The sequence below is a fragment of the Pseudomonas sp. MWU15-20650 genome, from assembly GCF_023242475.1.
Classification (GTDB): domain Bacteria; phylum Pseudomonadota; class Gammaproteobacteria; order Pseudomonadales; family Pseudomonadaceae; genus Aquipseudomonas.
In genome coordinates this window covers 85,841-99,951 of sequence record NZ_JALJFG010000012.1, presented here as the reverse complement: position 1 = coordinate 99,951, position 14,111 = coordinate 85,841, and the positions used below count along the sequence as shown (strand labels likewise).

The window sequence follows — 14,111 nt, the reverse complement described above, 5'->3', positions numbered from 1 at the left end:
TTTCGCGAGCAAGCTCGCTCCTACAAGGCGGGCGAACTAAGGACGGCAACTCAACTCAACCCGCTCATAGTTCAACGCCTTGTTACGCGGCGGCAACGCATAAGGCGCCTCGCACCGCTGGTCTTTCCAGGTGATGACGAGGCTGCCAGTGTCGGCTTCGACCAACGCCAGCGCCTTGCCGCTGGGGTCGGCAATTGCAATCTGCTTACCGGCACTGTCCTCGAGCGCGGCGCCGAACGGGATGGGCTGGTGCTGGGCGTCGAACAAGGCGAACTGCACGCGCCGCCCGGTCTTGCTGGCATAACGCGCCAGTACCACCGCACCGCGTCGCGGCACCACTTGCTGGGTTGCGTTATCGATCTCGATCTCGGCGCCCAGGTCACGGGTGTCCAGGCTGATCCAGTTGACGCGATAGGGTTGCGCGTTGGGCACCACCGCAAAGCCGTTGCTGCCGGTCTTGGCACCGGAGAAACTGCCGATTTTTGCTCCCTCGACCCCTTCCACCTGCGCCAGCGCAAAGGTCTCACCCACGGTTTGCCCCAGGTTGAGCCCACCGCCATGGCCCACCACGGAACCGGCCAGGTTGAGGTTTTGTGAATCGTAACCGCGTCCCTGGCTGTAGCCGGCGCTGATGTCCATCACCGAGGTACGGGTGCTGAGGTTGGCCGAGCCGGTGCTGCCGCCGTTGCTGCTGTTGCCGCCTTGTACCGAGTAATACGTGTCGCTGTTTTCCGACAGGTAGCCGTTGATGCCCACTTGGGTGGTGTCGTTGGCTTTCTGCGTACTGGCGGAGACAAAGGCCCGCGGCGCGCGAGGTTTTGAGCCCAGCGGGAAGGACAGCGACAGGTTGACCAGGGTGTCATTGTTCGACGGCCCATGATTGCCGACATCCTTGGAATACGTGGCCCCGAGGTTATAACTCAGCTCATCCCAGTAGTTGCTGTAGCCCGCCGACAGGCTTTGCGAACCGCCACGGCCCCAGTAGCGCTGGTCACTGGCGTTCACGTAGATACTGCCGTATTCCTGGTTGCGGCCCAGGCTCTGGTTGACGGTCAGGTCGGTGCGGGTTTTCGAGTTACCCGTGCGTTTCTGGCCGTCATTGCTCAGTTCTTCGACGTGCTCGCTGAGGGTGCGATAGCCCTCGGTCGAATAGCGGTAGGCTGCCAAGGTGAAGTTGGTGTCGGTACCGGTAAACGTCTTGGCATACAACGCGCGCAGGCTGTTGCCCTTGACCATTTGGCCAAAGGTACGGCTCTCGGAGTGGGTCAAGTCCAGCGACACCGCACCGATGGCGGTGTTGCGACCGGCACCTACCGACAACGCCTGGAAATCCTGCGTGGCTTGCACGCCGACGATCCCCGACAGGTTGCTGCTGATGCCATAGGCCAAGGTACTGCTGACAAACTGCGGTGACTGTTGGTCATCGCTGTTGCTGTTGTATTGGCCGGCCGAGACGCTGTATTTGAGTTGGCCCTGGCGCACCATGATCGGCAAGCTGGAAAATGCTTGCAGCGTGACTCGGCGGCGGCCATCGGCTTCGATGATCGTCACTTCCAGGTCGCCATTGGAGCCGCTGGGGTAGATGTCACTGATCTCGAACGGGCCCGGCGGCACGTTGGCGGTGTAGAGGATGTAGTTGTTCTGGCGAATCTCCACGGTCGCGCTGGACTGGGCGATACCGCGAATGATCGGCGCATAGCCGCGCTCGCTGTCGGCGCGCATGCCGTCGTCCGAAGCCAGTTTCAAGCCGCGATAGCGCACGCTGTCGAACAGGTCGGCATCCGAGAAAATATCCCCGGCACTGAACTGGCCCTTCCATGCGGTCACGTCATGTTGCAGGTAGCTGCGGTTGCTCTTGAACGTGCTGGGGCGGCCAGTGCTGCTGTTGAAGTTCGACTCGTTGCGCAGCCGCCACGCGCCCAGGTTGATGCCGTTGCGCAGGCCGATATTGTTGGATAGCGTGGTTTCACCTTGGCTGCTGTTACGGCTGCTGCTCAGCTGATAGTTGATAAATGCCGCAGGCACGCCGTCATCCCATAGGGCCGGATCGACATAGCCACGTCGGCCACGCTCCATGGCGCTTTGCGGCACGCTCACCAGCAGGCGCAGGCGTGGCACGTCGTAGCGCACGCTGGCATGCTCGATCAACGCGGGCAGGTCGATGCAGGCATTCGGGTCATCGTCGGCCAGCTTGCCGATGGCTTGGAGTTTGCCGATATCGACCCCCAATTGCTGCACCATCTCCAGGGTCAGGCATGCTTCGATCTTGCCGGTGCCGGGGTTCTGGCGGAAGTCGATATCGCGACGGCCGACCAGGGTGTCGTTGCCATACAGGTCGACCCGGTAATTGCCGGGGAGCACGCTGCTGCTGGCGAGCAGTGATTGCAGGTCGATGGAAGACGCTGCGCCTTGTAGAAATGATGTGTTGAACTGTTCTTCGCCTTCGGCCAGACATGCGGTGCTGAAGATCAGGGCAACCGACAGCGGTGCCAACCCATCGTACTTGAATACAAACATGCAGGAACCCTATATCACCTCCGATACGAACTAACGGAGCGAAGATAAATACAGTGACAGTGCGACCGCTGAATAAGCGGGCGTATTAAGGAGAATCTTTAATGACACTGGCCTGCACGTCGGCCGAGTTGGAAAGTTGCGCGCTATAGCGATCTTGCGCGCCATAGTCGTTAATGCTGCGAAATAACAAACTCGGTGCGTGGGCCGCTGTGAAGTGTTTCAGGCTGAACTCTTTTTGTTCGCCAGGCGCAATCATCATCGAGTCGAACGGCTGCTCGCTGAGTGCGCCGGATTGCAGGGTGATTTCGGCAATCGACACGTGATACAGGCCAGGGTTATGCACCACCAGCACGCTTTTACCGGCACGGTCAGCCAGGTGCCACTTCAACGCGGCCGGCGCCAGGTAGGCGTCGGCTTTCAGCCCGGCGGGCCGGAAGAACACCTTGATGCGTTGGCGCACGGCGAGCTGCAAGGTGTTCTGGGTTTTGGCGGCCTGGGGAATTTCCTGCACATTGAGCCACACCACCGACTCGCGGTCGCTCGGCATGCCCGTGCCTTCGTAGATCACCCGCAACAGTTGCTGCTCGTCGCCGCTGATCCGCGCCAGTGGTGGGGTGACGGCAAATGGTACAGAGGTGGCACTGCTGTTGTCGGTGTCGACCCAGGATTGGATCAGCACGTCTGCACCACTGTTACGCACGGTGATACCGGCTTCCTTGTGCTTGCCATCGAATACCAGGCGCGTGCTGCTCAAGGAGATACCGGCGGTGGCCTGGTTGACCACCAACAGGCCCAGCAGACCCATGCAAAAGGACAATGAGTGACGATAAAACATGATGACTACCGCGCAAATAAATGAATGTGCAGGGCCCATTGGCCCTGCACGGCCCCGTACTGCTCGGGCGGCTTATTCGTATTGCAGGGTGAACGGCAGGGTCGCGTCGCCACGACCGGCCACGGCGGTTTTTGCATCAGCAGTGGTGACGTAGGCGGCCGAAAATTTCAGCGAGGCATTGCTGTCTTGCAAGTTGCTTTCGATCTTCGAGGTGGCTGGCGAGCTCAGGTCGATCAACGCGCCATTGGCATCCAGCAAGGCGATACCGATGTTCTTCGCGGCGCCCAGGCCGTCGATGATTTTGAGTACTTTGGTGCCGGCGACGATGCCGGAGCCTGCGCCTTTGGTCGGTTCGAAGATCATTGCCACCTTGGTGCCGGCGTTGCAGTTGACCTTCATCTCGAAGTTCTCGGCGCTCAGCGTGCCGGTACCTTTAGGTGCGGTGGCGGTGCCCATGTCCTTGATCGACACTTCACCCATGTTGACCGAAATGGTTTTGTTCGAGCCGGCGCCGTCAACGGAACAGGCATCGTTGTTGATAGTGCCGGTGAAGTTGATGGTGCCGCTGCCGGCCTTGGTTGGGCCTGTCGGTGGGTCAAGTGCGAAGGCATTACCGGCGGCAGCGAATATCGACAGGGCGAGAAGTGTTTGAGACAACTTTTTCATGTTGCTTACCATGTTGGGGGTGAAGGCAACACAATAGAGCGGCGGCGCTTAGTGGAGAATCAGGCGATCCTTAGAAGCGGGAACGTTCAAGTTTTGTGGGGGCTATTAATTGAATAAGTGGCGCTCTATGCAATAAGCCAGCAAGTCCTGGTCGCTGCTGACTTCCAGTTTTCGCATGGCCGAAACTTTCTGCGTGCTGATGGTCTTGGCACTTCTGTTCAGCCCGCGCGCAATCTCGTTGACGCTTTGTCCCGAGACAAATAAACGCAGGATTTCATGTTCCTTGGGTGACAGCCGGGTGAATCGTTCGTCCAGGTCGGCCCCGTCGTCCATTACCGAGGTCGGCTGTGGGCCGTTGTTGCGAATGGGGTTGCCCCGGGCGATGGCCTTGAGCGCGGCCTGGATTTCGTTGTGCAGCTGGTTTTTCTGGATCACGGCCAGCACACCGAGTTCTTGCAGGCGCGTCAGGATCAAGGGGTTCGAGATCATGGTCAGCACCAGTACCCGCACGCTGGGAAAGTGCCGCGTCAGGTATTCCACCAGTTTGAGGCCGTCACCGTAGGGCGAGTCGCCGGGCATGTTGAAGTCGGTGACTACCAGGTCCACCGGCCTGGATTCCAACAGTTTGACCAGCTCATAGGAGGACACGGCCTCGCCCACCACGCGAAAGCGTTCATCACGTTCGATGAGCTCTCGCACCCCAACCAGAACGATCGGGTGGTCATCGGCAATGACAACGTTGAGGGTATCCATGGGTGCTTATCCAGAGTGAAGTTATTCAAGGGTATCCAATAAAGCATTCAACCGAGCCAGGTGCTGTCGGACCTCCAAGGCCAAGGCCGGTGTGACGGCCATGCCGGTCAAGCGGCATTCCAGCTCGACAAAGGCCGTGGCCAGCGCGCTGACCTGCACCGAACCCAGGGCGCCGGCCATGCTGTGCAGGTGCTGCGCCACGCCATTGGCATCGGCGCGCTCCAATGCCATCAACGTGGCCTGGACATCCTGGCGCAGCGTCGTGACAAACAGCTCGCGCATTTTCACGGACAACGTGAGCGGTTCGGTCACCGGCGGCAGGGCGACTTTACAGTGCTTCTCTAACTGCACGCGCAAGGTGGACAGGTTCAGCGGCTTGACCAGCCACGCATTCATGCCCACGGCCGCACAGCGTTGGCCTTCTTCACGCAGGGCGTTGGCGGTGACACCAATAATCGGCAGGGTTTGATCCTGTTGGCGCAGGGCTTCGGCCAACTGGTAGCCATTCATGACCGGCATATTCACGTCGGTGAGCACCAGGTCGAAGTGCCCAGGCATCCACTGCATCAGGGCTTGTTCGCCATTGGCGGTCACTACCACCGTACAGCCCAGTGCCTCCAGTTGTTCTTTGATGATGGCTGAGTTGATGAGGTTGTCTTCTGCCACCAACACACGCAGGTTCAGGTGGCGCGGCTTTTCGGCGCGTGCGGGAAGGCTTTGCGCGTCGGCGCCGTGCTGTGCCAGGTCAATCGCGTTGGCAATCGCACGTACATCGTGGGCGTCGACTGTCCAATCCGTGCCGCAACGTTGCGCCGGGGCGGGCCCGCCTGGAGTGGCGGTGATGCGCGGGCCGAGCCAGAGTGTCGGGGTAGCCAGTGGCGCAAGCTCCACCAGCAACGAGGAGGGCGGTGGTGCGTCCGCCATGACGGCGCGGCTGTCGAGTCCAAGACGTGTGAGCCAATCGATGAGGTGCTGCGCTTGCTCGGCGACCTGCGCCCGGACATAGACCGTCGGGGTGCCGGGTGCGAAGGTGGGGCAATCCTCCAGGCCGCCTGGGACACGCTCCAGGGTTAATCGCAGGGTAAAACTGCTGCCAAGGCCCGGCTCGCTGACCACCTTCAGTTGGCCCTGCATCAACTCGCACAGCCACTTGCAAATAGCCAGGCCCAGGCCGGCGCCGGCTTGGTTGGCGACCTCGTTGACCTGGTAGAAAGGGTCGAACAGTTGCACTTGCTGCGCGTGGGAAATCCCCACGCCCGAGTCGCTGACTTGCCATTGCACGTCAGCGGTTTCCAGCACCCTCACTCGCAGCACCACGCGTCCGTTATCGGTGAACTTGATCGCATTGCTCAGCAGGTTATTGAGGATCTGGCGAATCCGCAGTGGGTCACCGCGCAGCCGATCCGGCAGCGTTGCATCGATGCAGGCATACAGTTGCAACCCCTTGGATTGGGCAAACGCACTGTAGGTGCGCACGCAGTCTTCGGTCAGTTCCAGCGGGCAGAAGTCCTGGAGTTCGAGGGTCATTTGCCCGGCCTCGATCTTCGATACATCCAACACATCGCTGATCAACTGGAACAGCGTGGCAGACGAGCGCTGGATGGTTTGCAGGTAGTCCTGCTGGCGCGGGGCGAGGGTGGTCAGGCCAAGCAGTTCCAGGGTGCCCAGCACGCCATACAACGGCGTGCGGATCTCATGGCTCATGGTCGCTAGGAAGCGACTTTTGGCTTGGTTCGCCGAGTCGGCCACCCGCCGCGCCTCTTCCAGGGCGACGGAGTCTTCGATATGCCGGGTCACGTCATGCAGCACACACAGCCAGGCATCCTGGCCCTGGTAACGAGTGGGCACGAACACAACATGCAGGTGGCAGCCGTCGATCTCAAGGTCCGCCTGGCCAGGTTCGGTGTGCGATTTGAGCAGGCTCATCAACTGACGGGTATCGTGCCATTGTTGAGCGCGCTGGTTCTGCAAGAGCACATGGTGGTCGCTGCGGCGGATCACGCAAAGGCCGGTGGGCGCCGTGTCGATGACCGCACGGCTGAACGCCTCGCTTTCAGCGACGCTGGCGTGCGCGCTTTGGGCGGGCAGGACCACCCGGACGGCGTACCAACGATTGATCGCTCGGCTACACCCGAGCACCGCCAGTACCACGGCCACCAGGCACAGTAACGGCCATAGCGCGTAGCTCAGGAAGCTGTGCACACTGATGACGTAGATGGCTGTCCAGTGATGCTCACCGGGACTGGTTATTTTGAATACCAGGCCTTCGCGAGTGACGTTCGCACCCTCATCCAGCCTCTGGCCGGGCTTCAATGCGCCGGTCAAGACCACGCCCTTGGGCGTGACCAGGGTGAAGTCATCGTAGATCGACCACTGCATCAACCGTTCGATGTTGTTGACCTGGGACAGGTTCAGCAATGAGCCCAACACTACCCGGGGACTGGTGCCCTCAATGCTCAAGGGCTTTCCAGACAGGTCGATAGCGACGTAAGCCAACAGCGTAGGCGCGGGGTTATTCCCCGGTGCGGCGGGGTAGGGCTCCCAGTGCACCTGATGCTCCACCTGCGAGATGTCTTGCGTTCGCAGGTGCTCGTTCAGTTGGCTCATCACCTCGACCAGTGCGCCCACATGGATCGGCCCTGCACCGCGATATCGGCCGGTGGCTGGCACGGTTATATCAAAGTTGTCGGCGCCATTGAGCAGCATTACCTGGGGCGACTGATAGTGCGACGTGGCCCAGAACGCGCTGTAGTAGGCGGCCAGGTAGGTACCCAAGGTGAAGACTTTGTCGTATTGGCTGACGGCGATCTTGTCCGGATTGATCTTCAAACTGTAAGGCAAGGAGAACTGCAGGCCCCGGCCCTCATAGATATTCGGCCCTTCTTCGGGCAGTGGCCTTTGTATATAGGGCGGCAACATGGACGCGGGGTTGACCCGGCCCTTGGCACTTTCCAGCGAGGCATCGCGCAGGAACACCTCCTGCTCATGGATATTTTCCATCAGCCGGGCGAAGTGAAAGTGCAGGGTATCGCTCTGCTCTTCGACCATGCGCTGCACGCCCAGGTAACTGACGCCCAGCAGCAACAGCATCAAGGCGCCGAGCACCAGCAAACTTTTGTTCAGGCGCAGCGAACTACTGGCCAGCTTCTCCAGGAAGGCATTGGGATGTTGCATTACAGCGCCTGGGCAGTTGTGGTGGAACAACCTTTGGACACAATGATCCCTACTGTGAATGACGTATGGCCACACCGTCCTGCGGGTCAATAGATGTTCGCCGGCCCGTCATGGGTCAGCAACTGCTGGAACTGATCCGCAGACACGGCATGAGAGATCAGGAAACCCTGTACCTGAGTGCAGTCGATCTTACGCAACAGTGCAAGTTCTTGCGCGGTTTCTACGCCTTCGGCCACCACGGTCAGGCCCAGTTGGCGGCCGAGGCTGACAATACTGGTCAACGCCTGGGCCAACTCCTCGTTGGCGTTGCAGCCCTGCACCAGCGCGCGGTCGATCTTCAATTCGGTGAAGGGTGCCGACACCAGGTTCATGTATGAGCTGTAGCCCTTGCCGAAATCATCTTGGGACAAACCAAACCCCTTGATCCGCAATCGGCAGGCGCCGGCGTAGAAGTTGCTGATGTCGTCGGGTACCGAGCACTCCATCAGCTCGAAGCAGATACGCGCAGGCAAGCCTTGATGTTCCAGCACGAAGGCGAGGATGCGGTCGGGCAGGTCATGGCTGTTGAGCAGGTGTGTGGGCAGGTTGATCGATACAGGGATGTCATAGCCCTGTTGGCGCCATGCCGCCTGTGCGAGCATTGCCTGTTCCAACACGCGCCACAGCAGGTGCTCTTCGAGATTGAAGGCGATCAACGCTGGCAGGAATACCCCCGGCAGCAACATGCCATGTTCGGGGTGAACCCAGCGCACCAAGGCTTCGGCGGCCACGATCCGGCCATTTTCCAGGGCTTTCTTGGGCTGGAACCAGGCGTGCAGTTCGCCATTGTCGAGGGCGTCCGACAGGCTGCGGCGGTCGATACCGGGCATCGTTTCGGCGGGCGCGATCTGGCGCACCGCCTGCAGTTGATCAATCAGGCAGCGCAGGGCGGCCGCACTCACCGGTTTGGAAATCAACCCGATGACTTTTACTTGCAGGTTGCTCGCCACTAGGCTGGCCCCCATCAACATACGGCGCGAGGCGGCACTCATGATTGCCAGCGCCGGTCGCGAGGATTGCGCGGCCAGGCCCTGGATAAATTGCACGCCGTCCATGCCCGGCATCAACAGGTCGGTGAGCACCAGGTCGAAGGCGCGTCTTTTCAGGCAGGCCAGTGCTTCTTCGCCGTCCCTGGCAAACACCAGGTCAAAGTCGCCCAAGGCGTTGAACAGGTTCTGTAAATACAGGTGCTGGAAGGGATGGTCTTCGACAATCAGAATGCTACACAGCTTCATGGGCGACTCGTTCGTAGGGAGCCAGGGCAGTGAACAAGGCTCGCAGCGTAAAAGGTTTGATCAGGCAGTGGTTCATGCCAGCGGCCAGGCACAGGGCCTCCTCGCCGCGCAGGGCGTTGGCTGTGGCACCGATGATGGGAATGGTGCAGTCCAGGCGGCGCAAGGCTTCAGCCAGTTCGTAGCCGTTGAGCCGGGGCATGTTGACGTCGGTGAGCACGATGTCGAAGCCGCCGTCGGGCCAGCGTGACAGGGCTTCTTCACCATCGCTGGTCAGCGTCACGGTGCAGCCCAGTTCTTCGAGTTGGTCGCGCAGGATCAATTGGTTGATGACGTTGTCTTCGGCTACCAGGATGTGCAGGTGCAACGGGCGCAAATCGCGCGGCTCGCTGGCCCGTTGGGGAGGGGCCAGTTGGCCACCCTGGGCTTGGCGAACCGCCTGATGGATGGCGTTCAGGTCATTGAGATTGACACGCCAGCCATCGCCGCTGAATTGCGGCTCGTGGGCGCCGTCGCAACGGGCGATGACCCGTGGTCCGCGCCACGGCAGGCGTGGGCGCGGCTCGGTCGCCTCGGGGTAGAGTTCGAGCAGTACGCCCGCAGCGCCCAGCGCCTGGCTGGCAGGTGCGCCGATCTGGGGCCGGGCGCCCCAGCGACGCAGCCAGCCGCAGATACTTTGTGCCAGTTCGAGGATGGGCGAGACCACATAGACAGTGTCCGCCGTCAGTGCCTGCGGCACTGCCGGAAACGGGCTGCATGAGCGTTGCTCCAACGGCACGGTGAGGGAAAAACTGCTACCCAGGCCCGGTTCACTGACCATGCGCAAGGTGCCGTTCATCAAGTGGGTCAGGCGCAGGCAAATCGGCAGGCCCAGGCCGCTGCCGGCCACCACGTTGGTGTTGCCTTGCGTCTGGTAGAACGGCTCGAAAATACACGCCTGATCGTCATGGGCAATGCCTTTGCCGGTGTCCGAGACCTGCCATTGCAGACACACCCGTTCGCCTTCGCGGCTGAGCAGCTTGACCCGCAGCACCACGCGCCCGGAATCGGTGAACTTGACCGCATTGCTCAGCAGGTTATTGAGGATCTGTCGCACACGGCTGACATCGCCGAGCAACGCGTCCGGCAGTTGCGGGTCCAGGCAGGCATACAGCTGCAAGCCTTTGCTTTGTGCTGCTGCGGCATAACCTTGCACCACCTCTTGCACCAGGGCCAGGACCGAAAATTCACTCAACTCCAGGGCCAGTTGCCCGGCCTCGATCTTCGACACGTCCAGCACATCACAAATCAATTGCAGCAAGGTGGCGGACGAACCTTCGATGGCCCGCAGGTAAGTTTTTTGTTGGCTATCCAGGTGCGTTCGACCGAGCAGCTCCAGGGTGCCGAGCACGCCGTAGAGCGGCGTGCGAATTTCGTGGCTCATGGTAGCGAGAAACAGGGTCTTCGCTTCATTGGCGGCATCGGCCGATTGGCGTGCCTGCTCCAACTGCACTTCGATCTGCGTGCGGGCACTGATGTCGCTGAAGGCACACAGCAACACGTCTTCACCTTTGTAGCGGGTGGGTGCACAGCTCAGGTAGAGGTGGCGGCGGTCGGCGGTCTCCAGGTAATCCGTGAGGCAGGGTGCAATGGGGTCAAAGGCATTGCGAATCCAGGCGGGGCCCAATTGCTCGCTGCATTGGCCAAGCCACTGTCGGGCGAGGGTGTTGTCCAACACCACCCGGCCATCGGTGCGGCGCAACACGCACAGTGCCACGGGGGCGGTCTGGATCACGTCGCGGCTGAACAACTCGCTTTCCACCAGCGCCTGAATCCGGTGGATCGCCGGCGTAATGAAGCGGTGCTCCAGGCGCCGAGTCAGTACGCACACCAGGCTGATGCTCAACAGGCAGAACACCAGCGCGCCGAGCATCTGTGGCCACAGTGCCCATACCACCGCGAGCAAGTCGATGGAGTAGGTGAGCTGCCAATCCGAAGATTTCAGTTGCTTGCGCAACACCAACTGTTCGGGCAGCCAGCCGTTGCCGACAAAACCAAAGAAGTCCTGTTGCCGCAACAGTGGCAGGTTCTGCCCGGGCGGCGGCTTGTGGCTGTTGCTGAAGAGGGCCATGCCTTGGGCGTTGAACATGGTGAACTCGCCGGCGCTGTGATCGCTCAAGGCGCTGGAGACTTCGCGGTCGTCCATCTCCAGGCCAAGCCAGCCGGATTGCACGTCACGTTCGTCCAGGCGAATAAAGATGTACAGGCGTGAGTGCCCATCTGACACATGCGTCAGCCACAGCTCTTGCAACGTTTTCGAGAGCTTGAGGGCTTCCAATTGATCCAGCATGGCCTGGGGGAAGGTCGCAGTCACCGCCGTGGCGTTGTACAGCCGCAACACCTGGCCTTCGGTGCCCACATACAATAGGTTGAGTTGCCTGGCTTTCAGGTGTTCGCGCATGCGCAGGGTCAACCAGATGCTCCATTGCTTGCCCGGGGTTTGCCCGAGCAGCAGGCGCACTTCCTCGTCGGACACCGGCTCATTCACTTCGGTCTTGCGCGTGGCCGACAAGCTCAGGCTTGCCAACAGCGCTTCACGGGTGGTGAAAAACGTATGCGCCTCGGCGATGGCGCTGCTCATGTAGCTGCGTCGCTGGGAAATTTCGTTGTTGAAGGTAAACAGCAGGAAGCTGTACACGCCACCCAGGATACCCACCAACAGCACCAGGGCAAAAATGCGCAGTAGGCGTTGCGCGGCGTGGGGGGTGGAAAGGACCGGGCTGATCTGATGGAGGTAATTCTTTAATCTCATCCCGGCACACTAGTGAAGGCCGGGTGCAGGAAGAATCAGACGATCCTTAGAACGCACTGTTTAGCCGCCCATTACCAAGCAACCTAATTATTCCCTTTGACATTCGCTGCCTAAGCAGTAACATCTTGTCACACACTCGCTGCCTAGGCAGCAATAAGGTGACTTTCGATGACCCACTTCACCCCTGATAGCTTCCGCAACTGCCACCTCGGCCTGTTGCTGGGCCGGGCGGCGCTGCTCAAAGACCGCATCATCGACACCCATATGGAGCCGTACGGCGTCACCGCCGCACAGTTCAAGGTGTTGATCATCATTGCCCAGTTCGATGTCGACACCCCGGCCGAGCTGTGCCGCAACCTGTCCCTGGACAGCGGTTCCATGACGCGCATGCTCGACCGCCTGGAGCAAAAGGGCCTGCTGGCGCGCAAGCGTTCCGAGCTGGACCGGCGCCAGGTGCAACTGGTTCTCACGGAAGACGGCCAGCGCCTGGCCGACATGCTGCCGCACATCGGCGCCCAGTCGATGAACGAGCTGGCCGGCGCCCTGGAGCCTGGCGAGTTGCAAACCCTGGAAAAAATCCTCACGAAAATTCTGGTAGCTGCCGGTGACGCCATTGTCATCCAGCGGGTAGGTAAACAATGAAAATGCGCGCACTTAGCCTGGTGCTGGTGGCGATGAGTATGGCCGGTTGCGCCAACTTCAGTGGCCTCGACACCCAAGGCCAACGCCTCGACGCCAACACGTTGCACACCGGCAAATCCTTGAGCGGCGTGACCTTGTCCAGCGCCGCCTGGCCGGCCGCCGACTGGTGGAAAAGCCTGGGTGACCCACAGCTCGACGGCCTGATCCATGAAGCGCTGCAAAACAGCCCCGACATGCAAGTCGCCAGTGCGCGTGCCCACCAGGCCGAAGCCGCTGCCTACGCTGCTGACGCGGCACGCATGCCGACCCTGGATGCCAGCGCGGGGATTAGCCGTTCGCGTTTGGCCAAGGACCAGGACCCACGCGGCGCGGGCGACGCCTACGCCACCGTGCGTAACATCAGCGCCGGCTTCAACTACAACTTCGACCTCTGGGGTGGCCAGCGCGCTGCCTGGGAAGCCGCCTTGGGCCAGGCCCGCGCCGCCGAAGTCGATCAGCAAGCCGCACGCCTGACGTTGGCCGCCAACGTGGCCAAGGCTTATAGCGACTTGGGCCAGGCCCATATCGTGCGTGACCTGGCCAATGACGACCTCAAGCGCACCCGCCAGATGCTCGACCTGAGCAAGCGCCGCCTGAGTTCCGGTATCGACAGCCAGTACCAGTACCAGCAGACCGAAAGCCTGGAAGCCAGCTCCCAGTCGCAGTTGATCGATGCGGAAAAACAACTGCAAAGTGCCAAGATCGCCCTCGCCGTATTGCTCGGCAAAGGCCCGGACCGCGGCGCGGAGCTGGCTCGTCCGAACGTGTTGAAACCCAGCGCCGTGGCCGTGCCATCGGTGTTGCCTGCCGAACTGCTCGGCCGTCGTCCGGACCTGATCGCCGCACGCTGGCGGGTGGAGGCGGCGAGCAAGAACGTCGCCGCGAGCAAAACCCGCTTCTACCCCAACCTCAACCTGAGCGCGAGTGCCGGGGCCGAGTCGTTGTTGGGGGATGCGATGTTTGGTTCGGCCAGCCGTTTCTTCAGCATTGCGCCGACGATCTCGTTGCCGATCTTCGACGGTGGCCGCTTGCGCGCCGACCTCGACGCCCGCGACGCCGATTACGACCTGGCCGTGGCCCAGTACAACAAAACCCTGGTGCAAGCCTTGGGCGATATCGGCAACACCCTGGTGCAACTGCGCGAAACCGGGCGCCAGATCCAGGCGCAGCAACATGCCGCGGACATCGCCCAGCAGTCCTACGACACCGGGGTTCAGCGCTACAGCTCGGGGATCGGTAACTACCTGGATGTGCTCAGCATCGAGCAGCAGTTGCTGCAGGCCCAGCGTCAACTGGCGACCTTGAATGCTGCGCAAATCGACCTGTCGATTCAATTGATGCAGGCACTGGGTGGCGGGTTCAACGCCCATAACGTCGCCGCAACCACCCCTGCCACACGCACGGAATAATTTGAGGTATTTGT

9 protein-coding genes are annotated in these 14,111 nt (G+C 60.9%); 2 read left to right on the top strand and 7 right to left on the bottom strand.

Annotated elements, in window-relative coordinates; translation table 11 throughout:
• Positions 1-36 precede the first annotated feature (36 nt).
• The 7 genes from M5B43_RS12570 to M5B43_RS12540 all read right to left on the bottom strand — a co-directional run bounded on the left by M5B43_RS12570 (position 37) and on the right by M5B43_RS12540 (position 12,007).
• A complete protein-coding gene (locus M5B43_RS12570) occupies positions 37-2,517 on the bottom strand; it encodes a fimbria/pilus outer membrane usher protein (RefSeq protein ID WP_248750410.1) in 2,481 nt (826 codons plus the stop codon).
• A gap of 85 nt (positions 2,518-2,602) precedes the next feature.
• Entirely contained in the window at positions 2,603-3,352 is a 750-nt protein-coding gene (locus M5B43_RS12565) for a molecular chaperone (RefSeq protein WP_248750409.1), read from the bottom strand.
• 72 nt (positions 3,353-3,424) lie between these two features.
• Entirely contained in the window at positions 3,425-4,018 is a 594-nt protein-coding gene (locus tag M5B43_RS12560) for a fimbrial protein (protein WP_248750408.1), read from the bottom strand.
• A gap of 105 nt (positions 4,019-4,123) precedes the next feature.
• Complete coding sequence (locus M5B43_RS12555) at positions 4,124-4,771, bottom strand: response regulator (RefSeq protein WP_248750407.1); 648 nt, start codon at positions 4,769-4,771, stop codon at positions 4,124-4,126.
• Between the two features lie 21 nt (positions 4,772-4,792).
• A complete protein-coding gene (locus M5B43_RS12550; protein WP_248750406.1) occupies positions 4,793-7,945 on the bottom strand; it encodes a hybrid sensor histidine kinase/response regulator in 3,153 nt (1,050 codons plus the stop codon).
• 86 nt (positions 7,946-8,031) lie between these two features.
• On the bottom strand, positions 8,032-9,219 hold the full coding sequence (locus M5B43_RS12545; RefSeq protein WP_248750405.1) for an EAL domain-containing response regulator: 1,188 nt from the start codon (positions 9,217-9,219) through the stop codon (positions 8,032-8,034).
• Complete coding sequence (locus M5B43_RS12540; RefSeq protein ID WP_248750404.1) at positions 9,206-12,007, bottom strand: ATP-binding protein; 2,802 nt, start codon at positions 12,005-12,007, stop codon at positions 9,206-9,208. Before M5B43_RS12540 ends, M5B43_RS12545 begins: the two co-directional genes overlap by 14 nt.
• Positions 12,008-12,175: 168 nt before the next feature.
• On the opposite strand from M5B43_RS12540, the gene M5B43_RS12535 reads away from it, so the two are divergent.
• Together M5B43_RS12535 and M5B43_RS12530 are read left to right on the top strand one after the other, a co-directional pair.
• The gene (locus M5B43_RS12535; protein ID WP_248750403.1) at positions 12,176-12,649 is read left to right on the top strand and encodes a MarR family transcriptional regulator; all 474 of its coding nucleotides are present in this window, start codon (positions 12,176-12,178) and stop codon (positions 12,647-12,649) included.
• Positions 12,646-14,097: an efflux transporter outer membrane subunit gene (locus M5B43_RS12530; RefSeq protein ID WP_248750402.1), complete on the top strand. Its 1,452-nt coding sequence runs from the start codon at positions 12,646-12,648 to the stop codon at positions 14,095-14,097. The genes M5B43_RS12535 and M5B43_RS12530 overlap by 4 nt, the downstream gene beginning before the upstream one ends.
• Positions 14,098-14,111 lie beyond the last annotated feature (14 nt).

Excerpts from the sequence above, each read along its gene's own strand:
- M5B43_RS12545 (WP_248750405.1), bottom strand. The coding sequence starts at position 9,219 with ATGAAGCTGTGTAGCATTCTGATTGTCGAAGACCATCCCTTCCAGCAC.
- M5B43_RS12550 (WP_248750406.1), bottom strand. The coding sequence starts at position 7,945 with ATGCAACATCCCAATGCCTTCCTGGAGAAGCTGGCCAGTAGTTCGCTG.
- M5B43_RS12540 (WP_248750404.1), bottom strand. The coding sequence starts at position 12,007 with ATGAGATTAAAGAATTACCTCCATCAGATCAGCCCGGTCCTTTCCACC.
- M5B43_RS12560 (WP_248750408.1), bottom strand. The coding sequence starts at position 4,018 with ATGAAAAAGTTGTCTCAAACACTTCTCGCCCTGTCGATATTCGCTGCC.
- M5B43_RS12555 (WP_248750407.1), bottom strand. The coding sequence starts at position 4,771 with ATGGATACCCTCAACGTTGTCATTGCCGATGACCACCCGATCGTTCTG.
- M5B43_RS12535 (WP_248750403.1), top strand. The coding sequence starts at position 12,176 with ATGACCCACTTCACCCCTGATAGCTTCCGCAACTGCCACCTCGGCCTG.
- M5B43_RS12530 (WP_248750402.1), top strand. The coding sequence starts at position 12,646 with ATGAAAATGCGCGCACTTAGCCTGGTGCTGGTGGCGATGAGTATGGCC.
- M5B43_RS12570 (WP_248750410.1), bottom strand. The coding sequence starts at position 2,517 with ATGTTTGTATTCAAGTACGATGGGTTGGCACCGCTGTCGGTTGCCCTG.
- M5B43_RS12565 (WP_248750409.1), bottom strand. The coding sequence starts at position 3,352 with ATGTTTTATCGTCACTCATTGTCCTTTTGCATGGGTCTGCTGGGCCTG.